General features: G+C 66.9%; 21 protein-coding genes and 2 pseudogenes. 9 read left to right on the top strand and 14 right to left on the bottom strand.

The window, feature by feature from the left end; genetic code table 11:
* Positions 1–84 precede the first annotated feature (84 nt).
* On the top strand, positions 85–1,104 hold the full coding sequence (locus CEF10_RS15930) for an IS110 family RNA-guided transposase (protein ID WP_101069166.1): 1,020 nt from the start codon (positions 85–87) through the stop codon (positions 1,102–1,104).
* A gap of 548 nt (positions 1,105–1,652) precedes the next feature.
* On the opposite strand, the gene CEF10_RS15925 is transcribed toward CEF10_RS15930, so the two are convergent.
* The 12 genes from CEF10_RS15925 to CEF10_RS15870 all read right to left on the bottom strand — a co-directional run bounded on the left by CEF10_RS15925 (position 1,653) and on the right by CEF10_RS15870 (position 13,613).
* On the bottom strand, positions 1,653–2,657 hold the full coding sequence (locus CEF10_RS15925; RefSeq protein WP_101069165.1) for an IS110 family RNA-guided transposase: 1,005 nt from the start codon (positions 2,655–2,657) through the stop codon (positions 1,653–1,655).
* Positions 2,594–3,145 carry a transposase gene (locus tag CEF10_RS15920; protein WP_232796544.1) on the bottom strand — a complete coding sequence of 184 codons (552 nt, stop codon included), beginning with the start codon at positions 3,143–3,145 and terminating at the stop codon, positions 2,594–2,596. Before CEF10_RS15920 ends, CEF10_RS15925 begins: the two co-directional genes overlap by 64 nt.
* 54 nt (positions 3,146–3,199) lie before the next feature.
* A complete protein-coding gene (gene tnpB / locus CEF10_RS15915; protein ID WP_101069164.1) occupies positions 3,200–3,550 on the bottom strand; it encodes an IS66 family insertion sequence element accessory protein TnpB in 351 nt (116 codons plus the stop codon).
* The gene (gene tnpA, locus CEF10_RS15910; protein ID WP_232796545.1) at positions 3,550–3,927 is read right to left on the bottom strand and encodes an IS66-like element accessory protein TnpA; all 378 of its coding nucleotides are present in this window, start codon (positions 3,925–3,927) and stop codon (positions 3,550–3,552) included. Before tnpA ends, tnpB begins: the two co-directional genes overlap by 1 nt.
* 395 nt (positions 3,928–4,322) lie before the next feature.
* The gene (locus CEF10_RS15905; protein WP_101069162.1) at positions 4,323–5,408 is read right to left on the bottom strand and encodes an IS110 family RNA-guided transposase; all 1,086 of its coding nucleotides are present in this window, start codon (positions 5,406–5,408) and stop codon (positions 4,323–4,325) included.
* 116 nt (positions 5,409–5,524) lie between these two features.
* Complete coding sequence (locus CEF10_RS15900) at positions 5,525–5,914, bottom strand: hypothetical protein (protein WP_101069161.1); 390 nt, start codon at positions 5,912–5,914, stop codon at positions 5,525–5,527.
* A gap of 490 nt (positions 5,915–6,404) precedes the next feature.
* A complete protein-coding gene (locus CEF10_RS15895; protein ID WP_101069160.1) occupies positions 6,405–7,787 on the bottom strand; it encodes an FAD-dependent oxidoreductase in 1,383 nt (460 codons plus the stop codon).
* Position 7,788: 1 nt separating this feature from the next.
* Positions 7,789–8,670 carry an isocitrate lyase/PEP mutase family protein gene (locus CEF10_RS15890; RefSeq protein ID WP_101069159.1) on the bottom strand — a complete coding sequence of 294 codons (882 nt, stop codon included), beginning with the start codon at positions 8,668–8,670 and terminating at the stop codon, positions 7,789–7,791.
* The gene (locus CEF10_RS15885; protein ID WP_198586219.1) at positions 8,670–9,287 is read right to left on the bottom strand and encodes a cysteine hydrolase family protein; all 618 of its coding nucleotides are present in this window, start codon (positions 9,285–9,287) and stop codon (positions 8,670–8,672) included. The genes CEF10_RS15890 and CEF10_RS15885 overlap by 1 nt, the downstream gene beginning before the upstream one ends.
* Complete coding sequence (locus CEF10_RS15880) at positions 9,284–11,359, bottom strand: hydantoinase/oxoprolinase family protein (RefSeq protein ID WP_101069158.1); 2,076 nt, start codon at positions 11,357–11,359, stop codon at positions 9,284–9,286. The genes CEF10_RS15885 and CEF10_RS15880 overlap by 4 nt, the downstream gene beginning before the upstream one ends.
* Entirely contained in the window at positions 11,356–13,053 is a 1,698-nt protein-coding gene (locus tag CEF10_RS15875) for a hydantoinase B/oxoprolinase family protein (protein ID WP_101069157.1), read from the bottom strand. The genes CEF10_RS15880 and CEF10_RS15875 overlap by 4 nt, the downstream gene beginning before the upstream one ends.
* A complete protein-coding gene (locus CEF10_RS15870) occupies positions 13,050–13,613 on the bottom strand; it encodes a tautomerase family protein (RefSeq protein WP_101069156.1) in 564 nt (187 codons plus the stop codon). The genes CEF10_RS15875 and CEF10_RS15870 overlap by 4 nt, the downstream gene beginning before the upstream one ends.
* 169 nt (positions 13,614–13,782) lie before the next feature.
* Between CEF10_RS15870 and CEF10_RS15865 the strand changes: the two genes are divergently transcribed.
* The 7 genes and pseudogenes from CEF10_RS15865 to CEF10_RS15835 all read left to right on the top strand — a co-directional run.
* Positions 13,783–14,571 carry a GntR family transcriptional regulator gene (locus CEF10_RS15865; protein WP_101069155.1) on the top strand — a complete coding sequence of 263 codons (789 nt, stop codon included), beginning with the start codon at positions 13,783–13,785 and terminating at the stop codon, positions 14,569–14,571.
* Complete coding sequence (gene leuC, locus CEF10_RS15860) at positions 14,568–15,989, top strand: 3-isopropylmalate dehydratase large subunit (protein WP_101069154.1); 1,422 nt, start codon at positions 14,568–14,570, stop codon at positions 15,987–15,989. The genes CEF10_RS15865 and leuC overlap by 4 nt, the downstream gene beginning before the upstream one ends.
* Positions 15,986–16,612, top strand: coding sequence for a 3-isopropylmalate dehydratase small subunit (gene leuD, locus CEF10_RS15855; RefSeq protein ID WP_101069153.1), 627 nt, complete (start codon positions 15,986–15,988; stop codon positions 16,610–16,612). The genes leuC and leuD overlap by 4 nt, the downstream gene beginning before the upstream one ends.
* 91 nt (positions 16,613–16,703) lie before the next feature.
* Complete coding sequence (dctP, locus tag CEF10_RS15850; RefSeq protein WP_101069152.1) at positions 16,704–17,726, top strand: TRAP transporter substrate-binding protein DctP; 1,023 nt, start codon at positions 16,704–16,706, stop codon at positions 17,724–17,726.
* Positions 17,727–17,789: 63 nt separating this feature from the next.
* On the top strand, positions 17,790–18,296 hold the full coding sequence (locus CEF10_RS15845) for a TRAP transporter small permease (protein ID WP_101069151.1): 507 nt from the start codon (positions 17,790–17,792) through the stop codon (positions 18,294–18,296).
* Positions 18,296–19,603, top strand: a complete 1,308-nt coding sequence (locus tag CEF10_RS15840; RefSeq protein ID WP_101069150.1) for a TRAP transporter large permease — start codon at positions 18,296–18,298, stop codon at positions 19,601–19,603. The genes CEF10_RS15845 and CEF10_RS15840 overlap by 1 nt, the downstream gene beginning before the upstream one ends.
* A 158-nt stretch (positions 19,604–19,761) precedes the next feature.
* Positions 19,762–20,597 (top strand): annotated as a pseudogene (locus tag CEF10_RS15835) (IS3 family transposase); the annotation flags it as partial.
* Between the two features lie 268 nt (positions 20,598–20,865).
* Here CEF10_RS15835 and CEF10_RS15830 read toward each other — a convergent pair.
* Positions 20,866–22,122, bottom strand: a complete 1,257-nt coding sequence (locus tag CEF10_RS15830; protein WP_101069149.1) for an IS110 family RNA-guided transposase — start codon at positions 22,120–22,122, stop codon at positions 20,866–20,868.
* 137 nt (positions 22,123–22,259) lie between these two features.
* Here CEF10_RS15830 and CEF10_RS15825 point away from each other — a divergent pair.
* Positions 22,260–22,553: pseudogene (locus tag CEF10_RS15825) on the top strand (integrase core domain-containing protein); the annotation flags it as partial.
* Between the two features lie 230 nt (positions 22,554–22,783).
* Here the strand turns inward: CEF10_RS15825 and CEF10_RS15820 are convergent.
* On the bottom strand, positions 22,784–23,647 hold the full coding sequence (locus CEF10_RS15820) for a helix-turn-helix transcriptional regulator (protein WP_157933050.1): 864 nt from the start codon (positions 23,645–23,647) through the stop codon (positions 22,784–22,786).
* Positions 23,648–23,822 lie beyond the last annotated feature (175 nt).

The following is a 23,822-nucleotide window of genomic DNA, read 5'->3' as shown; positions in this document are numbered from 1 at the left end:
CCATGTATGATGGTGTGGATACGCCCTCCCGCAACCGCCGGGTCTCGTCGATACTGTCGGGGCAGACGGCAGAGGAGGTAGACCATGGAAACGGCATCCATCATCGCCATCGATCTGGCGAAGAACGTATTTCACCTTCATGGCGCGAGCGAGAGCGGGGCGGTGGTGTTCCGCAAGACGCTGAGTCGGTCGCGTTTGCTGGACTTCGTGGGGTCTCAGCCGACCTGCTGCATCGCCATGGAAGCCTGTGCAACCGCCCACTGGTGGGCGCGGCAGTTCGAGGCGATGGGGCATCGGGTTCGCCTCGTTCCGCCGGTCTACGTCAAGCCTTTCGTGAAACGGCAAAAGAACGACACGGCGGACGCCGAGGCCATCGCCGAGGCGGCGATGCGGCCAACGATGCGCTTCGTCGCGGTCAAGACCGAGGCCCAACAGGAGCGGGCGATGGTTTTCCGGACCCGTGACATGCTGGTCCGTCAGCGGACGCAGACCATCAATGCGCTGCGCGCGCATCTCGCCGAACATGGCGTCGTCGTGCCGGCCGGCGCCGTGAACGTCAAGCGCCTGGCTGATATCGTCGAGGACGACAGCGCGCCGCTCCCGGATCTGGTTCGGGAGATGGCACGGCTTTATCTCGAGCAGATCGAGGCGCTGACGTCCCGGATCGACGACCTGGAGGCGCGCCTGCGCGACCTGGCCCGCGCGAGCGCGGATCTGGCGCGTTTGCAGACCATGCCCGGTGTCGGGCCCATCACGGCCGTCGCCATCGAGAGCTTCGCGCCGGACCTGCGCGCGTTCAGGTCCGGCCGGGACTTCTCGGCATGGCTCGGTCTCGTGCCGCGGCAGCATTCTACCGGCGGCAAACCACGCCTGGGACGTGTGTCGAAGATGGGGCAACGTGATATACGCCGTCTCCTGATCAGTGGCGCGATGTCGGTGATCTGCGTGGCGGCCCGGCGCGGCGCGGCGCCAGGCTCCTGGCTCGAACGGATGCTCGCGCGGAAACCGAAGATGCTGGTGGCCATCGCGCTGGCCAACCGGATGGCCCGGGCGCTCTGGGCGATGGCGACACGAGGCGAAGAATTCCGGGCGCCTGCCACCTGATCGACGCGTCAGGCAGGACGTCCGGAGAGCGGGGAAGTCTTCGAAGGTAAGGGGAAAGGATCCGAGAAGGTCGGGAGCGGGAGACCCAGTGCCGTCCATCGATCACCCGAGATCAGGTGTATGATTTGGACCCGCTCCTCGTACGACCATACCGGCCAGCGGCGCCACGATGCCGCCAAAGCAAGGCCTGACACATGGATGAACTCGATCCCGGCTCCGAACCGAAGAAGATATCCTTGCAAAACCGGGCGTATCCACACATGGATGGCTCCCGCGGGGCAAGGGTTTTGTTCGGGTCCGGCAGTTGGTCGGTCGCGGCCATGTATACGGCGTCTGATCTGCAGCACGATGGCTGCGCGCCCTGATGACCCGAAGGGCCGCGCGAAGCAGCGAAGTCCGCCGGCGCTCGGGTCCAAATCAATGGCGCGCACCTCAAAGTGCTCCGGTCCGAACTGGGTGTCCCGATTGCCGTGTCGCCGTCCGTTTGCCATCACCTCACGCTGCGCCTCACCGTCTCGTCGCCGGCCGGGAGCGGCCGGCGTGTCCTGTCAGGCCGCGGTGGCCCGGTAACTCTCGCCGCTTCGGATCAGCGCCCAGACGACGCGCGCCATGCGGTTGGCCAGCGCGACCGCGACGACCTTCACCGGCTTTTTCTTCAGCATGCGCCAGAGCCAGTCGTCACCCGGTCGGCCGGCCCGCCGCGCGCTGATCTGCGCCATGGCACCGAGATAGAGCAGCCGCCGAAGGTATCGGTTGCCGGCCTTGGAGATCCGGCCCAACCGCTCTTTGCCGCCGCTCGAATGCGGTTGCGGCGTGAGCCCGAGCCAGGCGGCGTAGTCGCGGGCCGTGCGGAAGTTGCCGACCTCCGGCGTCGTGGCCGCGATCGCGCTTGCGGTGATGGCGCTAAGGCCCGGGATCGTCGCCAGGCGCCGGGCGAGCGGGTCGGTCTTCTGGGCGGCCTCGATCCGTGCGGTCAGGTCATCGATCTTTTCCTGCGTTTCGCGCAGCTGGTCCGCGAGCATGTCGATGGCCGGCCGCGCCGCGTCCGGGAGCTCGCTCGAAGCCTCGAGCAGCCGGTCGACGTTATGGATGCCCTTGGCCACCACGATGCCGAACTCCGACAGATGCGCCCGGATCGTGTTCACGAGCTGGGTGCGCTGGCGGACGAGGAAATCCCGCGTCTTGTGGTTCAGCAATGCCACCTGCCGCTCCGCCGACTTCACCGGCACGAACCGCATCGTGGGTCGCGTGACGGCTTCGCAGATCGCCTCGGCATCAGCCGCGTCTGTCTTTCCGCGTTTCACATACGGCTTCACGTAGGAGGGCGGCATGATGCGAACGTCGTGCCCGAGCGCCTGTAACTCGCGCGCCCAGAAGTGAGCTCCCGCGCAGGCTTCCATCCCGACGAGGCACGGCTCGAGCCTCGCGAAGAAGTCCAAGACCTGGTTGCGGCGAAGCTTGCGCTTCAGGATCGCCTCGCCGGTCTGGTTCACCCCGTGAACCTGAAAGACAGTCTTGGCCAGATCGATGCCGGTGGTGGTAGGCTGTTCCATGGATGGCTCCTCTCGTCAGGGACTTTACGATGTCCCCCATATTGGCACATCGCGATGCCGGGAGCGGGAGCCATCCACCCCATCAATGGTGCTCTCAATGGCGACCATTCGAGGCTGTCGGGCTCGACGACCCGCTCGATCCGCGGCAGATCCTCGGGCAGGTTGCCGCGGTTGCGCTTGGCTGGAGCCGACTTGCGGCGCGGCGCGTCATCGGACGCGGTCTGCTGGTCCCGCCGCTCCTCGACCTCGGCGACCGCCGTTTCGAGATCTTCAAAGGCCAGCTGCCGGTCGTCGGCGTCGAGCTTCTCGGAGCGTTTGCCGTGCACGACGTGGTTCAGTTCGGCGACCAGGTGTTCGAGGCGCTTGACGATCTGCTGAAGGTCGGCCGTCTCGGTCTTGAGGGGGCTGTTCTCGCGCAGCAGCTCGGCGACGGCGTCGCGCTGGTCCGCGGGAAGGGCCGACAGGTCGATATCCGGCAGGGCCGACATGGCTCGAGATTACCGCGACCGCGCCGGGAAAGCGCGCCAAATCGACGCGGTGAGTCACTCCGCCGCAGCCGGCCGGCGCGCCTCCAGCGCCTTCACCCGCCGCCAATCCAGCCCGGTGAAGAGCGCCTCGAACTGCGCCCGGTCGAGCGTCATCACCCCGTCGCGCACCGCCGGCCAGGTGAAGGTCGTCTCCTCGAGGCGCTTGTACGCCATCACGAGCCCGCTCCCATCACAGAACAGGATCTTCAGCCGGTCGGCCCGCTTCGCGCGGAACACGAACACCGTCCCGGTGAACGGATCCTCCTTCAACGCAGACTGGACGAGCGCGGCCAGCCCGTCATGCCCCTTGCGGAAGTCCACCGGCTGCGTCGCGACCAGGATGCGGACCTTGTGTGAGGGCAGCATCACGCGCGCGCCCCGAGCGCCCGGACGATCTCGGCGATGCGCCCCGCGGGGGTGTCGGCGGCGAGGTGGATCGCCACGTCACCGACCGCGATCCGGACATCGCACCCTGCGGCGCTGCCGTCCGCGTCGGGCGCAGGCTCATCCGCGTCGCAGACCACGAGCGGCGCGAACACCGCCTCATCCTCGTCGCGCTCATCGGCCGGCAGGACGAAGTCGCCGTCCTTCGCCATCCGCCGCCAGGCCGACAACTGGTTGGGCCGGAGACCATACCGCGCCGCGACCGCGTTGACCGTTCCACCAGGCCGAAGCGTCTCCGCGACAACCCGCGCCTTCACCGCTTCCGGCCAGCGTCGTTGACCGGACGCATGGACCTCCACCTCCAACGACCTGAGAAACGCAGTCGTAGCACACATTGCGAAACGCACTCCCTGTCTCGTGACAGGACCGGCCTCGCATGCCCCGAAACAAGCTGGAAGGTGGGGGCCAGGTCGCGCTCTGATGTCCTTCGTCAAGGGGATAGGACGTGTCGATCCGTCAGGCGGTGCAAGCCGACTGTCTGTCAGAGGCGCATAGGGGTGGGGACGCGGTCCGGGACGTTGGTGAACAAGCTCTGATGCGCGGGTCGGAACCGCATGTCCATGAATTCGTCCGGGGCTGATCCTCTCTTACAACGGGCGTCGGCGGTGCCGGCCACAAAGCGCGAACGGGAGTTCCCCTCTCGTCGCCGCGTCCCCGCCGCTATGCGCGATGATGAACGTGCGTCCTTTCCGGCTCAGGAGCCTTCTGGCTGCATCCGCGCGATCGCCCACATGAAGCCCACGAGCTCACGCGCGACCGCGGTAATGGCCACGGTGCTGCGTTTGCCCCGTGCGACCAGGGCTCGATAGCGCTTCGTGAGGCGGGCCTGCGCCTTCCAGGCCGTGTCGCGGACGGCCTCGGGCATATGCCGCGTCGCGAAGTACGCCTTCTTGCCCACCCTTGCAGGGTAGCGATAGGTCCAGGCGCTCTCGGCCAGCACCCGTCGCACGCGCGCGTTGCCCGTCTTCGTGATCCCGCCGCGACGCACCGTGTCGCCGGTGGACCGCTCTGACGGCACCAGCCCGAGATAGGCCATCAGCTGCCGCGGCGTCTCGAACCGGCGCACGTCGCCGACCTCGACCATGAAGGTGACCGCCGCGATCAGGTCCACCTCCGGCGCAAGATGCCAGTCGAGCAGCGCGTCCTCGATCGCTTGGTCGAGCCGGGCGACACGTTCGCGGCACTGGCTCTCGGCGAGGATCATCTCATGGAGGACCGCGACGTGGGCCGGCCAGGCGAGACTGAGGTCGTGTAGCCATTTGAAGTACTTGGTGCCCCACGCCTTCTTGCCCGGGTAGACCTTGCCGATCCGCAACAGGAACGAGCGGATCTCCTGCCGCTTGCGGGTCCGATCCTTCACCGCCGCCTCGCGGGCGCGCACGAGATCGCGCATCGCCTCGTGAGCCTCGTCCGACGTCCAGATCTCGGTGAGCTCTCCGGCACGGTACAGGCGCGCCAGCTTGACCGCATCCCGGAGGTTTGTCTTCACCCGCTCGCCGGGGCGCCGCGGGATCAGCGATGGCGCGATCACCGCGCATTCGTGCCCCATCTCGTCGATCAGGCGCTTCAGTCCATAGCCCGTTGGCCCCGCCTCGTAGCAGAAACGCAGGCGCAGGCCCGGACGGTCCAGCTTGCGCACGAAGCGTCGCACGCTGGCCGCGTCCGACCCGATCTCGCCATGCGACCGCACCTCGCCGTCGCGCCCGCCCTCCGCGACAGCAACCGCATGGCTGTCCTTCGAGACGTCCAATCCAATGAAAACTTCGCTATCTTCGACCACGGCTCGCCCTCCTGGCTTGAGGCTCTGCTCGTCCGAGCAACCCTCGTTGAACGCCGCCAGTGTAGGGCGAACCACCCCGTCACAGGCCAGCCAAAGAAGGACATACGGTCTTACCGTTATTCGTCGAGCGCATTCTGAAGCGTTTTTATGATATCCTCGAGGCGTGCGCCCGACCAGCAGACCCAGGCGTCGAAATCCGAAGGCAACCACCACCCGAATTCCGCATTCGCAGGGATGGTCCGCACACGGTCCAGTAGCCGTGCGAGGCTTGACCGCGCCGCCTCGAGCAGACGCCGGACATCAGTCGGCGTGGACGTAGCGTTGAGATGCAAGCCCCGAAGAGCCGCGATATCGCCGGCGGCTTTTGCGTGCCCCGTAATGTCGAGCAGGTTCTCGAGGGATCCAAGCTCGGTGTCGAGCCAGGCGCCCAGGCGATCGAGGGCAGCTTCCAGAAGGAATGCGCCGTGAACAGGCGTGAGGACATGGGTGCGAATGATTGAGTTCATGGTGAACCTCCAGGCTGGGATCCGGGGGCTGTCATGCCCGATGGTCGCGTCCGGAGAGGACGGCTTGCGCCGCCACGACCGTCAGATTTCCGGGGGCGATCTGCCTGGAGAGGGTGTTTCGGCCTCCTGTGTTGCGTCTTCGGAGGATAGATTGGCCAGCTTCCCGATCGGAGAAGCAAAAAAGATTATTCCGAAGAACTCAGGTCACCTTGAACCGCCCCTCGTACCGCAGACCGCGAGGTGCTGTAATGTCCGGGCTGTCGCTCGGAAACAAGGAGCCGCTGTGAACTGTTTGGCGACACTGCTTTTGAAAATGCGCCACTGCTAATGCGCGCCTCCGCAATACCACCAAAGGCCCCCGAACCTAACCGAAAGACCGCATCAGTTCAGCGCTCACACCTACGCGGTGAACAAAGCGGATTGAAATGGCCCGCGCGATATCGCTTCTCCGCAGCGGCATGCATACGTCGCGCCACCGGCGTATGCGCGGCTATTCGCTCTCTGCGCGGCCGACGATGTGGCCCATGACCACCGCTGACAGCAGGCCGTTTCCCGAGAGATAGCCAAAGTCGCCGCTGCCCGAAACACCCACGGCCGCGCCGCCGGCGGCGAAGAGGTTGGGCATCACGCCGCCCGCGCGACGCCGCGCGCGGCCCTGCCCGTCGATGGCGATGCCGCCCTGGGTGTGGAACAGCGCCCCGGTCACCCGCACGCCCCAATAGGGGGGCGCCAGCGGTTCGTCCCCGGTGAAGCGGCGCCCGTAGGCATCCGGCGCCCCTGCGGCGCGTGCGGTCTCGGCGGCGGCGAGCGTCTCGGTCACCGTCGAGGGCGGCAGTCCGAAAGCGTCGGCCAGCGCTTCGGGAGTGTCGGCACGCCGGATCGCCCCCTGCGCCTCGGCGGCGCGGAAATCGGCGAATTGCGCGGCGATGCCGGAGATGCGCTCGTCGAAGATGGTCACCGCCGTCCCGCCGGGCTGGGCCAGCACGGCCCTGGCGGCCTCGGAATAGCCCTGCGATTCGTCCCAGAACCGGCGGCCCTCGGCGTTGAGCTGGACGCCGCCCTCGGTGATGACGGCCCAGGTGATCAGTATGCCATGCGGATGCGCGACATTGCCGTGGCCCTGGTAGGCGCCGAGATGCGCGATCTCAAGCCCCAGCGCCTCCGCCCATTCGAGCGCCTCGCCCCGGTTGCCGGCATGCCCGAAATAAAGCGCCCCCGCGATCTGGGGCATCTCCCGGGCGACGCGGACCGGGTTGCCGCCATAGCCATTGCAGGCCAGGATCAGCCGGCCGCAGCCGATGGGCTCGTCGGTGCCGTCGGGGCGCCGGGCCACGACGCCCGCGACACGGTCGCTATCGGCACAGAGCGTGTGGACATGCCGCTCGCAGACGATGGGGATCCCGCGGTCCTCGCAAAGCTGTCGCAGCCGGTCGACCAGCGCCGCGCCGGACCGGTCCGGCAGGCCGTGCATCCGGCGGCGTGAATGGCCCGGATAGTCGAAATCCGTCACCAGGGTCAGCGGCAACCCCAGCTCGTCGGTCAGCCAGGCAACGGTGTCCGGCGCGGCCCCGGTCAGGGCCGCCACCAGGCCCGGATCCGCTTCGCCCTTGGCCTTGCGCTGGATATCCGCCGCGAAAAGCGCCGGCCGGTCCTCGATCCCGGCCGCGGCCTGCTGCGCGGTGCCGGCGGCCGGGATCAGCCCGGCCGACAGGGCCGTCGATCCCGCCGGAACCGGGTCTCGTTCGAGGACGAGAACCTCCTGCCCAGCCTCCGCGGCGGCCAGCGCCGCGACCATTCCGCAGGCGCCGGACCCGACGATCAGCGTCTCGACGCCGAGCTCGAACCCTTCGGCCGGGGGCGGGGCGACGGTCATGTCAGTCCCCCGCGCTGCCGTCGTAGCTGCGGCCGCGGGCAAGCATTTCCGGCGTGCCGATCCGGGCGTTCAGCTCCGAGAAGTCGAACATCCTCTCGGCGAAGGCCCGGTTGGAGCCGGTCGCCTTCAGGCTGGCGTAGTAATCCTCGGCGGTGCGGGCGAGCGCGCGGACGATCCCGCCCGGGAAGATCACCAGCGAGAAGCCCAACGCCTGCAGATCACCGGCCGAGGTGACCGGGGTGAGCCCGCCCTCGACCATGTTGGCCATCAGCGCGGTCCGGCCGGCGAAGTGGCGCGCGATTTCCTCGAGTTGGTCGCGGTTGCGCGGCGCCTCGATGAAGAGCGCGTCGGCCCCCGCGTCGAGATAGGCGCCCGCGCGGTCGAGCGCCGCCTCGAAGCCCTCGACGGCGATGGCGTCGGTGCGGGCGATGATCAGCGTCGCGTCGCTGGCGCGGGCCTTAACCATGGCGCGGATCTTGCCGGCCATCTCGGCTGCCGGGATCAGGGACTTGTCGGCGAGGTGACCGCAACGCTTCGGATAGCTCTGGTCCTCGACCTGCAACGCGTTCGCCCCGGCGCGTTCGTAGGCGCGCATGGTGCGCTCGGCGTTCAGCGCGTTTCCGAAACCGGTATCGGCATCGACGATGATCGGCAGCGCGACGCGGTCGCGGATCAGCGCCAGCGTATCGGTCATCTCGGTCATAGTGGTTAGACCGATATCCGGCCGCCCGAGCCGCGTATAGGCCACCGCCGCGCCCGAGAGATACAGCGCCTCGAAGCCGGCCTGCTCGGCCAGGGTGGCGGTCAGCCCGTCATAGACACCGGGAGCGAGCAGGATCTCGCGGGCGGTGAGACGCTGGCGCAGGGTCGTGGCGCCCTCCATCAGCCCAGCTCCGGGCGCGCGCAGGCCGCCGCGCAGGTGAGGATCTCGGTCACCGAACCGAGCGAGGTCAGCGTGGCGTCGTGGACCTCGGGCTTGAACGCGCCGCACCCGTCCGAGAGCAGCAGTGTCCGGAAGTTCCGCATGTGCGCGTCGCGCACCGTCGTGGCCACGCCCCCGTTGGTGACGATCCCGCCGACGATCAGCGTGTCTATGTCGAGCGCGCGCAGGATGTATTCGAGCCGGGTCTGGTAGAAGGCGCTGTAGGCGACCTTCTCCACCGTGTAGTCCGCCGGCTGCAGTGTATCGACCAGCGCGTGGCCGAAGGCGCCGGGCGCGAAGTCCCCCTTGCCGAGGAAGGGGCGCAGGGCCTTCAGGTGCGGGGCGATCAGAGGCGCGCCGTCCGGCCCCGGCACCAGAGTGAACTGGGCCGACACGAAGGCGCCGCCTCTGGCGCACACGGCCTCGATCACCGGGGCCACGCGGGCCGGCAGCTCGGTCAGGGCCGGCGCGGTCTGCCCGGCGCGGCCATAGGCGCCCTCGGGGTGGAGGAAATCGTTCTGCAGGTCGATGGTCAGGACCGCGGTGCGGGCCGGGTCGATAGGGCCGTCATGGCTCATCGTGCCGCTCCTTCCTTGCGTTCGATCAGGATATTGCCATGGGCGTCGACGCTGGCGGCGAGCCAGGGCTCGACGAAGATGGTGGCGTCGGGTTGTTCCAGCACCGCCGGACCCTCGATCTGGGCGCCCACCGGCAGGGCGAGCCGGTCGAAGACAGCGGCCTCGCGCCAGGCGCCGCCGGCATAGACCGGGCGGGTGCCGCGCGCAGCGGTCTCGACGGAGGCAGCCGCCGCCGGCGCCAAGCTCGACAGGTCGAATTTCGGACGTTTGCCGATCACCGTGCTGCGCAGGTTCAGCACGCGGATAGCGCTGCCGGCCAGCAGGCGCCCGTAGATGCCGCGGTAGGTCGCCTCGAAGGCGGTCTTCAGCGCGTCCTGCGTCAGCGGCGCCACCCTTCCCTCGGTCACGCGCACCTCCAGCGGTACGGCCACCGTGTGGGTCTGGCCGAGATAGGCCATGTCCATCTCGAAGCGCACCTCGCGGGCGGCGAACTCGGTCCCGGCGGCATCGAGCACGCGATGCCCCTGGTCGAGATGATCCTGCATCTGCGCGGCCAGCGCTGACGTGTCGATCTCGGCGGCGAGCGCGCCGATGGTCTGCACGAAGTCCTGGCGCATGTCGGCGATCACGCAGCCCATGGCCGAGGTCACGCCGGGATAGCGCGGCACGAGGGCGCGGCCGAGTCCCACTTCCTCGATCATCGCCCCGGCATGGAGCGCTCCGCCCCCGCCGAAGGGCATGAAGACGAACCGCTCCGGGTCGAAGCCCCGCTCGATGGAAACCAGCCGGATCGCCCCGGCCATGTGCGAGTTGGCGACGCGGATGATCGCCTCGGCGGCGTCCATCGCCGAGAGGCCGAGCGGCTGGCCCACATGGGTCTCGATGGCGGCGCGGGCGGCGTCGACGTCGAGCTGCCCGAGCCCGTCACCCAGCGGCCACGCGGCGTCGATCCGACCCAGGACGATATTGGCATCGGTGACGGTCGGGCGATCGTTGCCGCGGCCATAGGCTACCGGCCCCGGATCGGACCCGGCGCTTTCCGGCCCGATCTGCAGAAGGCCGCCTGCATCCACCGACCCGATGGAGCCGCCCCCGGCGCCGATGGTCGCGATCTCGATCATCGGCGTCCGGATCACCAGGCCGAAATCGATGGCGGTTTGCGGGCTGAGCACGCTCTCGCCGTTGGCGATCAGCGACACGTCGAAACTGGTGCCGCCCATGTCGCCGGTGATGACGTTGGAGAACCCCGCGCTCTCGGCGATGTAGCCGGCGGCGATCACGCCGGCCGCGGGACCGGACAGCGCGGTGCGCACCGGCAGGCGGCGCGCGGTGTCCACCGACATCACGCCGCCGTTCGACTGCACGATCATGAATTCGCCACCGAAGCCGCCTTCCACCAGCGCAGTCTCGAGCCGCGCCAGGTAGCCGGCCACCTCGGGCTGAAGGTAGCCGTTCAACGCGGTGGTCGAGAAACGCTCGAACTCGCGGATCTCGGGCAGGATCTCGGACGAGGCGGCAACGTGGTCGTTGTGCCAAGCTGCGCGCAGGACGGTGACGGCGGCGGCCTCGTTTTCCGGGTTGGCGAAGGCGTTGACGAAGAGGACCACCACGGCCTCGCAGCCGGCGGCGCGCAACTCCGCGGCGGCGCTGCGCACGGCGTCGAGGTCCACCGGGGTCTCGACCGTGCCGTCGGCCCGCGTGCGCTCCGGCACCTCGCGGCGCAGGTCGCGGGGCACGACGGGGGTGAAATCGCCCCGCAGGCCCCAGGTGCGCGGCCGGTCGCGGCGGCGCATCTCGAGCACGTCCCGGAACCCCGCCGTGGTAATGACCCCGGTCCGCGCCCCCTTGCGTTCCAGCAGCGCGTTGGTCCCGGCGGTGGTGCCGTGGACCACGGTGGTGATCTCGCCCATGTCCGGGGCCTCGTGGCGGATGCCGTCCAGGAAACCGGCGGACTGGTCCGGCCGCGAGGTCGGCACCTTGGCCACCGAAGCCGCCCCACTGCGCAGGTCGAGCGAGAAGATATCGGTGAAGGTGCCGCCGACATCGACCCCGATCATGCGCTTCGCCGTCATTGCTCGATCTCCCGCCAGGCGGTGCCGTGGCATTGATCCGCCCGGTCTGCCGTCATGTATCCAAGCCGCACGTCGCGGGCCACTTTCGCCGGATCGCGTTCCGCGGCCGGGCCGTAGCCGCCGCCGCCCGGTGTCTGCAGCCGCACGCGCTGGCCCCTGTCCAGCCGGATGCCCACCATTTTCGAGGCGAGCGGCGGCTGCTGCCAGCCGTCGGCCTGTTCGTAGTCGAACCGGTTGAGCGCCCCGTCGCCGCCCCCGGCGATGCCCTTCGGGGGGAACCGGCCCCGTTCGCCGAAGAAGAAGGCCTCGGCGCCGTTTTCCTCGAGCACCTCGATCTCGTAGATCGCGCCGAGCCCGCCGCGATGGGCGCCCGCACCGGCGCTGTCCGGCCGCAGCGCCCATTCCCGGAACACGACGGGGTAGGCGGCCTCGAGGATCTCCACCGGCGGGATCGTTGCCATCGAGATCGGCGCGTTGCCGTGGTTGAGCCCGTCGCCGGCATTCGACGCCCCGTGCCCGCCGCCGTAGAAGCTGAACATGACCCAGCGGGACCCGTCCGAGCGCCGCCCTGCGATGGAAAGCGCGTTGATCGTGCCGTAGGCGTTTGCGACGACCCGCTCGGGGGCGGCCTGCGCTGCGGCCGAGAAGATGACGTCGATCATCCGCAGGATGGTCTCGGTATAGCCGCCCGTCGGGGCCGGGAATTCGGCGGAAAGCAGGCAGTCCTCGGGGATTTCGATCTCGATCGGGCGCATGACCCCGGCATTGGCGGGCAGGGTCGGGAAGATGTGCTTGATCGCCACGTAAACGCAGGCGATCGCCGTGGGCCGGGCGATGTTGATCGGCCCTGCGGCCTGCCCGGCGGTTCCGGTGAAATCGAGCTTCAGCCGGTCGCCGTGCACCTCGAGCGCCACTTTGACCGGCAACGCCGTATCGGAGATGCCGTCGTTGTCGAGGAAATCCTGCGCTTCCCACCGGCCGTCGGGCAGGCGGCCGACCTCCTCGCGCAGCAGCGTCTCGGCCCGGTTGCTCAGCGTGGAAAGCGCCGCGCCCACCGTTTCGCCGCCGTATTCGTCAAGCAGCGCGTCGAGCCGCTTCACGCCCAGATCCAGCGCGCCCAGCTGGCCGTTCAGGTCGCCCTCGGCCGAGAGCGGCAGGCGCGTGTTGCGCATCAAGATGTCGCGGATGTCGGTCTGCACGTCGCCGCCCTTGAGCAGCCGCACCGGCGGCACCACGACCGCCTCCTGGAACACCTCGGTGGCAGACGGGTTGTAGTTGCCCGGCACCGCGCCGCCCACGTCATGCCAATGCCCGACCGAGGCCAGCCAGCAAAACAGTTCGCCGTCGCGGAAATAGGGGCGCACCAGCCGCATATCGCTAAGATGGGTGCCGCCTATATGCGCGTCGTTGAAGATCCAGACATCGCCGTCCTGCGGGCCGCCTTGCTCGGCGGCCTTGTCGATCACTGCTTTCACCGCGAAGGCCATGACGCCGACGAAAATCGGCAGCCCGTTCTTGCCCTGCACGAGCGTCTCGCCGGTATCGGCGTGGTAGAGGCCGTGACTGGCGTCATGCGCCTCGGCGATGATGGGGTTGAAGGCGGCGCGGAACAGCGTCGCGTCCATCTCGTCGGCGATTTGCTCCATCCGGCCGGCGAGCACGGCCAGGGTGATCGGGTCGATGGCGGCACTCATGTCCGGCCCCGCGTCTCGCCCATGTCGTTCCAGACGTCCTGCCGGGTGATCTTGCCGGCCTCGATCTCGAAGCGGTCGATGAAGCGGATGCCTGAAAACTCCGTGCCGTCGAGCCACGTGCCCGACAATGTGCCAAAGCAGTAGACGATGGCCGTGGCGCCGGACTGGGCGGCGTCGAACCGCTCGTAGGTCTTCTGCACGGCCTTGTAGCGCGGCCGTGCCCATTCGATCAGCTCTTCGAGCCGGGACATGCGCACATCGCCGGGAAAGGTCATGCGGAATCCGGTGGCCAGCATCGCCCGCGCGGTGTCGAGGTCGCGCTCCTCCATCGCGCCCAGGAAGCCGCGGATCAGCTCCGCCGGGTCCGGGCGGGGCGGGCCCGGACGCCGATGCGCGCCGCCACGCATGTAATTCTCGCCGGCGTGCTCGGTCAGCATCACGGTGATGGCCTCGGGGGGTGCGGCCACGACACTGGCGACCGCATCCGTCACGGCCCGCCCCAGCCGGCCCCGCGTCTCCGCGTCATAGCCCGCGATCAGGTCGATGGTCACAACCGGCATCGGCGTCCTCCCTGCAAACCTGTATTATTGATAGGACAGCTTAATGATCATGAAAAGAACAAAAAAATGCATCACGAAAGACAAAAAAACTTGCATTGAGGAACGGCCTGACTAACGATTCACCGAGAATCGGACGGAGGGAGACGTGCCGAAAGACCGCGATCCGCGCATGGCGCCCGAGGGTAGCAAGGCCCATCGCATCTTCCTGCTTCTGCAGGACGAAATAGCGCGCGGCGTGCCGGCTATGGGCGAGGCTCTGCCGGGCGAATTGCGCCTTGCGGAAGATTACGGCGTGTCCCGCGTCACCATCCGCCGCGCCCTCGAGGCGCTGGAGGCACAGGGCCTGGTCGAGCGGCGCGTGGGCAGCGGCACCGTCGTCTGCAAGCGCCCCGGTGACGGCGTCAGCATGAGCGCCGATCTGGCCACGCTGATGCCGCAGCTCCTGGAAATGGGGCAGAAGACCACGGCGCGCCTGCTGGATTTCTCTTACGGTGCGCCGGCCCCGGCGGTCGCTGCGGCACTGAGGCTCGGCAGCGGGGACCGCGTTCAGCGGGCCGTGCGCGTCCGGTTCATCGAGGGCAAGCCCTTCTCGCACCTGACAACCCACGTCCCCGCAGACATCGCCCAGAGCTATTCTGAGGCAGATCTCGCCAACACGCCCCTGCTACGCCTGATGGAGCGCGGCGGCGTCCGGGTCGAGCATGCCAGCCAGCAGGTCAGCGCAACGCTGGCCGCGCCGCAGGTCGCCGACGCGCTGGAGGTCCAGGTTGGCGCACCGCTGATCTCGCTGACCCGGGTGGTGCGCGATGCCTCCGGCCGCGGGGTGGAGCATCTGCACGCCCTCTACAGGCCCGACCGGTTCCGCCTGGAGATGGAACTCGACCGCGTGGGGGCGGGCGACGGGCGGCACTGGACGCCGGTGGTCATGCCCGACCCGGGCCAGGGAGAGGCCGGATGACCGCGGCGCCGCGGACCCTCTTCGACAAGCTCTGGGACGCCCACCGTATCCCGATCGAGGCGGCGGGGCGGTCTGAGCTTCTCTGGGTCGATCGGCATTTCGTGCACGAGGGCTCTCACCACGCCTTCGGCAAACTGGCCGAGCGCGGGCTCCGGGTGGCCGAGCCCGGCCTGACTTTCGGCGTTGCCGATCACTACGTGCCGACCCGCGATCGTAATACGCCGATCGCCGATCCCGACATCGCGCGCATGGTCGAGACGCTGGAGCAGAACGCCGCCACTCACAGGTTCCAGCTCTTCGGGCTGCACGATCGCCGGCAGGGCATCGTGCATGTCGTCGGCCCCGAGGAGGGGCTGACGCTGCCCGGCCTTCTCGTCGTTTGCGGCGACAGCCACACCTCGACGCACGGCGCCTTCGGCAGTCTCGGCTTCGGGATCGGCGCGACCGAGGTGGCCCATGTCCTGGCGACGCAGACCGTCTGGCAGAGCCGGCCCGCCACCATGCGGATCCGGGTCGAGGGCAGGCTCGGCCCCGGTGTCGGAGCCAAGGACGTCGCGCTGGCCTGGATCGCGCGGCTCGGGGCCGACGGCGCCCGGGGGCACGCGGTCGAGTATGCCGGCGCCGCGGTGCGCGGGCTGTCGATGGAAGGGCGGATGACGCTCTGCAACCTGTCTATCGAGGGCGGCGCGCGCATGGGGCTGGTCGCGCCCGACGAGGTGACGCTCGACTACCTGAAGGGCCGGCCCTTCGCCCCCGCCGGGGCCGACTGGGACCGCGCTTGCGCGTACTGGGCCGGCCTCGCCGGCGACCCGGCGGCGGAGCCAGACCGCGAGGTGGTGCTCGACGGCAGCGAGGTCGCGCCCATCGTCACCTGGGGCACCAGCCCGGAAGATGCGCTGCCGATCACCGGCACGGTTCCCGATCCCGCGCGGGCGCCGGACCCGACCCGGGCCCGCAAGATCGCGGCCGCGCTTGACTACATGGGACTGGCGCCCGGGCGACCGCTGGACGGGATTCCGGTCGACCGGATCTTCATCGGATCCTGCACCAATGCCCGGATCGAGGACCTGCGCCGCGCGGCAGCTGTGCTCGAGGGGCGCCGCGCGAAGGTGCCCGGGCTGGTCTCGGCGGGATCCAGCCTGGTGAAGGCCCAGGCCGAAGAGGAGGGGCTCGACGCGATCTTCCGCGCGGCCGGGCTGGAATGGGTCGACTCGGGCTGCTCCATGTGCGTCGGCATGAACGGTGACCGCGTCGCCCCCGGGGAACGCTGCGCCTCGACCACCAACCGCAATTTCCGCGGCCGGCAGGGGCCGGGCGCGCGCACGCACCTGATGTCGCCGGTGATGGCGGCGGCCGCGGCGGTGACCGGCACACTGACGGATGCACGGCCGCTGCTGGCCGGGCGGGAGGTCGCATGACCGGCTGGACGCATCACCGGGGCAAGGCCGTCGCATTGCCGGTCGAGGGAATCGACACCGATCAGCTGATCCCCGCGCGGTTCATGTCGCGGCCGCGGGCCGCCGGCTATGGCGATTTCCTGCTGCACGACCTGCGTTTCGACGCCGACGGCACGCCCGACCCGGATTTTCCGCTGAACCGGCCCGAAGCCGCGGGCGCCTCGATCCTGGTGACGCGGCGCAATTTCGGCGGCGGCTCCTCGCGCGAGGCGGCGGTCTACGCGCTGGCCGATTTCGGGTTCCGGGCGGTGATCGCGCCGAGCTTCGGCGACATCTTCGCCGCCAACGCGGTCAATAACGGCCTGCTGCCGGCGCGCGTCGGCCCCGAGGTGGCCGACGCCTTGCTGGAGGCCTTGGCGGGCGCGCCCGCCCGGATGGAGATCGACCTCGAGGCGTGCAGCGTGGCGCTGGCCGGACGCGGCGAATCATACGCGTTCACGCTCGACGACGCGATGCGCGAGAAGCTGGTGAACGGCTGGGACGACATCGACCTGACACGGCGCCACGCGCCGGCGCTCGACGCCTACCGGCGCGAGCTGAAGGCGCAGCGCCCCTGGTTGTGGCCAGGCGGCGCGACGGGGTGAGGCGCCCGGCTCGGGCGTCGCGCGAAGCAGGGGGCGGAGAGTCCCCTTGACAGGGAGGGGCCTTGCGGCCCGCAAAAAAAGGAGACAGACCATGCGACACGTCCTTACATCGGGATTCCTGGCGGGGGCGACGCTTTTGGCGTTGCCGGCGAGCGCCGAGGAGCAAACCCTGACGGCGGTTCACGCCTTTCCGGAAACGCTGGTTTACACGCAGAGCTTTCTGGAGTTCGTGGACAAGGTGAACGCGGCCGGCGAGGGTGTCGTGCGGATCGAGGTGCGCGGCGGCCCCGAGGCCATCGGCATGTTCCAACAGCCTGACGCGGTGCGCAACGGCGTGGTGGACATGGTCTACACGCCGGGCAGCTTCTACGCGGGCGCGCTGCCGGAGAAAGACGCGATGGTCGCCTCGAACATCACCGCGATCGAGGCGCGCCAGAACGGCGGCATCGACCTGATCAATGAGATCCACCAGGAGAAGATGGGGGTTTACTATCTCGGCTGGTTCGACTCGGGCGTCAGCTACAACCTCTGGACCGTCGACAAGCCGGAACTGGACGCAGACGGTAATCTTGACGTCTCGGGCTGGAAGCTGCGCGGCAACCCGGTCTACAACGCCTTTTTCACCGAGTATCTCGGCGCGCAGGTGATCGACCTGCCGACGACGGACGTCTACGCCGGTCTCGAGCGCGGCGTCGTCGATGCCAGCGGCTGGACCCAGATCGGGCTGATGGACCTGAAATGGGACGATTTCGTCAACTACCGGATCGAGCCCGATTTCTTCTCGACCGATCTCGGCGTGATTGTGAACCTCGACAGCTGGAACGAGCTGAGCGACGAGGCCAAGAGCATCCTGCAGGAAACCGCGATCGCGCATGAGCGCAGCAGCGTCGAAAAGCTGCGCGAGCTGCGCGACGAGGAGTTCGCGGCGCTCGAGGAGGGCGGCATGCAGGTGGTCGAGCTGACCGGCGAAGCCGCCTCCAACTACCTCGCCGCCGCGCGCGAGAAGACGTGGGAGCGGATGCGCACCCAGATGGAGAAGCACCCGATGGGGCTCGAGCATTACGATGCGCTGATCGAGCATTTCTACGACCCGTCGCGCGACCCGGGCCAGTAAGCCCGCCGGTCCGGCGACCCCGCCGCGCGGGGCCGCCGGACCGCCTCATCGAAAGGTGCCCGCATGAAGCGGCTGGTCCAGCTCTACGACCTGATCCTGACCGGCATGGCTCTCCTGGCGGGGGGGCTTCTGGTCTGGCTCATGGTGTCGATCCTGATATCGGTGACGATGCGCAACCTGGGTCTGCAGCCCTTCGCGTGGCTGTTCCTGTCCGGGGAATACGGGCTCTTCTACCTGACGATGCTGGGTGCGCCGTGGCTGGTCCGCGAACGCGGCCATGTCCATGTGGAACTTGTCACGGCGATGCTGCCCAGACCCGCGCAGCGTCTGCTCAGCCGTCTTGTCGCGCTGGCCTGCGTCGGGCTCTGCGCGCTTCTGGCCTGGAAAGGCCTGGACCTCGTCCAACAGAACTACGCGCGCAGCGATTATGACGTTCGCGCGTATTTCACGCCGAAATGGCTCTTGACCATCGCCTTCCCGGTCTCGTTCGGGATGATGGCGGTGGAATTCGCGCGCTTCGTCTTCGGGCGCCAGTTGATGCATTCAGGCGAGGCGGGGATACACGAGTGATGGAATGGTATTCGGCGCTTTCGCTGCTTCTGGGTTCGATCGTTTTCCTGATGGCCCTGGGCATGCCTGTCGCGCTGGCCTTCCTCGCCGCCAACGTGCTGGGCGCCTGGGTTTTCATGGGCGGGGCGCAGGGCGTCGTGCTGATGCTCGACAACGGCTTCGGCGCGCTGTCGAAATTCGCCCTGATACCGATCCCGCTTTTCCTGCTGATGGGGGAGCTGTTCTTCCACACCGGGCTCGGTGCGCGCATGTTCAACGCGATCGACCGGCTGCTGGGGCGGTTGCCGGGGCGGCTGTCCTACGTGACCGTTCTTGGGGGCACCGGTTTCGCGACCCTGTCGGGCTCGTCGATGGGCTCCACGGCACTGCTCGGCTCGCTGATGGTTCCGGAGATGAACCGGCGCGGCTACAATAACAAGATGTCCATCGGGCCGATCCTCGGCACCGGGGGACTTGCGATCATCATCCCGCCCTCGGCGCTGGCGGTTCTGCTTGCGACGCTGGCCAAGATCGACGTGGGCGCGCTGCTCATCGCGGGCGTGATCCCGGGGCTGGTGCTGGCCGCGCTCTATATCGCTCTGATCTTCCTGCAAACCCGTCTCGACGCGGACGCGGCGCCTGCCTATGACGTCGAGGCAACCTCCCTGGCGGCGAAGGCCGGCTTGCTCCTGCGCGACGTGGTCCCGATGAGCGGCATCATGGTCGTCGTCGTGGCGATGATGCTCTGGGGCATCACCACCCCGTCGGAGGCGGCGGCCTTCGGGGCGCTCGGCGTCCTCATCCTCGGCGTGATCTACCGCTGCCTGTCGTGGGAGGTGATCCGCAAATCCGTCGAGGGTGCGCTCAAGGTCACGTTAATGGCCTACCTGATCGTCTTCGGCTCGGCGACCTTCAGCCAACTTCTGGCGTTCTCGGGGGCCTCGCACGGGCTGATCGGCTGGGCGACCGGCTTTGACCTGGCGCCTGTTGCGATGCTGCTGGCCATGTTCGGGGTGCTGCTCATCCTCGGGATGTTCATGGAGCAGATCTCGATCATGCTGCTGACCGTGCCGATCTTTTTCCCGTTGGCCGAGAGTCTCGGCTTCGATGCGATCTGGTTTGCGCTGATCATGCTGCTCGGGCTGGAAATCAGCTTCAGCACGCCGCCTTTCGGGCTGCTGCTGTTCGTGATGAAGGGCGTCGCGCCCCCGGGCACGACGATGCGCGACATCTACCTTTCGGCGATGCCGTTCATCCTGTGCTCGCTCATTCTGGTCGCGCTTCTCGTGGTGTTCCCGCAGCTCGCGCTCTGGCTTCCGGGGCGGTGAGGCGGCCTAACGCAGCGGCGGCGTGCCGCGGCAGTGTCCCAACGTTTGGCGTAAGGTCCTGTCGTGGGGTTGGTGGAAAATTGGAGGGCGGCGTAATCTCCAGGTGATCCCCCCAATGAAGTGGTCCGCCGTTATGTTTTGGAAAACGGAGGATCAGAATGGCTACGAAACGACACAAGCCCGAGGAAATTGTCACGAAGCTGCGGCAGGTTGAGGTGCTTGTCGGGCAAGGCATGGCGCGGGTGGATGCGATCCGCGAGGTTCGCATTACCGAGCAGACCTATTATCGCTGGCGCAAGCAGTATGGCGGTATGGGAACCGACCAACTCAGGGAGCTGAAGCGTCTCCAGAAAGAGAACGAACGGCTGAGGAAAGCTGTGTCAGACCTGACGTTGGACAAGCTCATCCTGAAGGAGGCCGCACGGGGAAACTTCTGAGCCCGGCTCGTCGCCGGGCCTGCATCGGTCATGTGCGCAGCACGTTCACAATCTCTGAGCGTCGGGCTTGTCGTGTCCTGGGCCAGCACCGTTCCACGCAGAGGAAGATGCCCCAAGGTCGTGCCGATGAGGAGCGCCTGGTTGCCGACATGATCGAGCTGGCGCGTCAGTTTGGTCGCTACGGCTATCGTCGGATCACGGCTCTGCTTAGAGATGCGGGCTGGGAGGTGAACGACAAGCGCGTCGAGCGCCTCTGGCGGCGAGAGGGGCTGAAGGTGCCGATGAAGCAACCGAAGAAGGGACGGCTCTGGCTGAACTATGGATCCTGCGTCCAGCTTCGGCCAGAGTATCGGAACCACGTCTGGAGCTATGACTTCGTGCATTGCCGGACCGACGACGGAAAGGTCTTCAGGACGCTCAACATCCTGGACGAGCACAGCCGAGAGTGCCTGGCGATCAGGGTGAAGCGCAAGCTGAGCTCAGGTGACGTGATCGACGCCCTGAGTGACCTGTTCATCATGCGGGGCGTGCCGGCTTACATCCGGTCAGACAACGGCCTATGTCGGGAAAATCTGGCCGCTTAGGTCAGCAGGTCTTGGGGCATCTGGTGCTCCGGATGCCCTGTTAAGGTTGCCCAGACGGGCTCTGCCGTCAAGAAATGATCTCTTCCATAGCAAACACAGGGTACGCGCTCTGGCGGCCCTCACCGTCCTTAATACGAGATCCCAAATCCCAAGCAGAAGGCCCGAACATTATCTACGAGGGTGAGCCATCGCGTCGCCATGCGTTCGAGACCGATGGCGAACAAGCTGCCTCCACGGCTCGTCAGAGAGGAGTCCTTCCGCCTGGGCTCACCCCCTCGAAGAAGGGGCGATAGGGTTCGCCGTGATTGACCACGGCGTGTACGGTGCGCGCCATCTTGGCCGCGATCGCGGTGTAAGCCTTGCGGCGCAGATGGGCATTATGCCGGTCTTTCGAGATGTAGCGTTCGAACTTGTCTCGGAAGCTGTTTGTTCGCTTGAGGACGGCGGTCTGGCCGGCCATCCAGAGCGTGCGCCGGAGCCGAGCATTGCCATACTTCGAAATACGGCTCTGGCCGCGGAACATGCCGGACTGCACGGTCGAGAGATCCATGCCGCAAAACTTCAAAAACTGCCGGTGATGCCGGAACCGGCGCAGGTCGCCGGCCTCGGCCAGGATGGTCATCGCATTGATCGGGCCGATGCCGGGAATGGTCGTCAGCAGCTGATAGTCGGGCAGGTCGGACAGCAACTCGACGGCCCGCGCTTCGATCTCATCGCGCTGGCGGACAAGGCTTCGACCCTCGGCGAGCACGAGGCGGAACATGCGGACCGCGTCGGAGTCCGGGCAGACTGGAAGTCCAACCGAACCAACGGCTGTTGCGTAAATATCTGAAAGTAAAAGCTTTTTGGACACTTTCCGCCCAACGATGTCCCAGACATCAGCGATGAAAGCATCCCGGCTCATGGCCGAGATCATGTGTGGCGATGGATACTTCTCCAGAAATGCCAGAAACCAATCCGTCCGCGCGCTCCGGTGAAATCGTGCGGCCTCGGGGAAATACAGCGGCAGGTAGTGGGTCAGGATGCGGTGCCAGAGCTCGGTCTTCGAGCGTGAAACGATCTCGTGGGTCTTCGATAGCTCCTGGATGTCGGCGGTCCCGACGACCAGTGGGTCATGAAAGAACTGCACGGCGCCGATCTCCAGCATGTGCAGGATGACTTGGGCGTCCTTCGGGTCGTTCTTGTCCCAGCTGTTGTGCAGGGCCTCGCGCGTGCGAGCCAGACCAACGGAGGAAACAAGCTTCAGGTCGAACCCGGCCCGGCCGAGATGGTGCGCCAGAGGTCTGTGGTAGTTGCCGGTTGCCTCAAACCCGATCCGCACCGGCAGATCGTAACTGGCGAGGGCTGCGGACAGGCGCCGAAAGTCCTCCAAGGTGTTCGTGATCGTCAAACGGCGGCGGCGCTTTTTGCCGGGAACACCAATCAGCACTTCATGGCGATGCTTGGAAATGTCGATAGCGACCAGCAAGGTCGGCGCGATAGAATGGGTGGCGGTCATAGCTGGTCTCCTCAGCGGTGTGGTTCAGCAAAACCACGGTTGAGACCTGAGACCCGGTTATGGCCACACGCTGCGCTATGTTGGAGGCTGCGCGCGTGGCCATAACCTGTCGGCAGCGCTACTTCCCGACGTGCTACGGCCCGGAGTTCGTGGCGCAGGCAGTTCAGGACTGGATTGCCGCGGTCGGCGCCAAGACAGCTTACATCGAGCCTGGATCACCCTGGGAGAACGGGTACTGCGAGAGCTTCAATGCCAGGTTTCGCGATGAGCTCCTAAACGGGGAGGTCTTCTACAGCCTGCGTGAGGCGCAGATCCTGATCGAACACTGGAGGAAACACTACAACACAAAGCGACCACACAGTGCATTGGGCTACCGCCCTCCCGCCCCTGAAGCCATCGTCCCGATGGACCCCAGGCCGGTCATGCACTAACAATCAAACCGGACCACTCAGGTGGGGCTGATCAGCCAACGGCAGCTTCCCGCTACACGTCTCCAGCCGCGCCAGAGGCCCGGCCGTCCGACCGCGCGTTAGGGTGCGCGCGGTCGGACGGCCTGCCGGCGAAACTCCCGCGACCGGTCACGATGGTTGTCGCCAACCGGACATCAAGGTTGTCGCAGAACATCCTCCCCGCCGGACACGCGGACAAAGGGCTTTCACGATCATCCCGTTTCGGAATGCTCCTTGCTGATCACTACCGGTGACTCGAACCCGTCTTCTCTGTCGTCGACGAGATAGGGGGCTACGGCTTCCCTAACTTGGACTACACGGGTCCCGCTCTCGTCCAGACTGTAGTCGCGTTGAACTCCTGGGCGCACCCGCCCCTGATCGTCGCGCTTGTCACGAATGATCACTCTGACCCGTCTTTGCCATTCCCTGTCATTCTCTTGGGGAACGAACAGATCCTCCGCGTCGTGACTTGGTCGTACACGAAGAATACGGGTCAGGACGAAATCTCGCATATCGTTTTTCGCGTGATCGTATCCGCGCAGATGCAGTCGGCCCGCGACCCTGACAAGAACGTAAGGAGAAAGGGGCCTTTCGCTTTCCCCCGATCGCGACTGGTACTGGAGCGTCACGACGTGCTGGTCCTGGATCGCCCGGATCAGCACTCGCAGAACATGCGGGTCCGGGGTTGCACGGGATATCTCGAAACTCCCGAAATGGCGCTCGCCCAGGGCATCCTCGAGCCAGCGCTCCATGGACGGGACCCTGTCGAATATATCGGCCTTTGGCAGAGCGACGTCGTTCTTGAGCAGAAGGTGCCCCCTTACAAGGCGCCCCTTGGGAGTTCTTTCGAACACGTCTTCGCCGCAAATGTTCCCGATGATCTCGGCGGCCCGAGCCTGGTGCCGAGACACAGTCGCCTCGGAGACCCCAAACATCTCCTGATACGGGACTTTCTCCCGCACGCTGAAACGCCCCGCGTATCTAAGGGAAGCTTCGATCCACCCCAAGTTCATGTTGCCCTCGTTATTGTTCTTGCATTTTGCAATATATTTGCTCTTGGAAAGAGCAGATATCACCCTTCATGTTTTTCGCAAGCCCGAAGGAGGACATGATGGACGAGCCTGCTCACGCAGAAACACGAGAAGATGAACCGCCCCGGGTTTCCGAGAGGCTTCTTTGTTCAAAACCTACGCGGCTTTTTCAAGGGTGTTCATCTGTGCGTAGAACGCCTCCTCCACTTCTTGCGGCGGC

Origin of the sequence: Roseovarius salinarum (assembly GCF_002834145.1) — a bacterium.
GTDB lineage: Bacteria > Pseudomonadota > Alphaproteobacteria > Rhodobacterales > Rhodobacteraceae > Roseovarius > Roseovarius salinarum.
The sequence above is the reverse complement of the archived record's forward strand: the minus strand, read 5'-3'. Positions and strand labels throughout refer to the sequence as shown.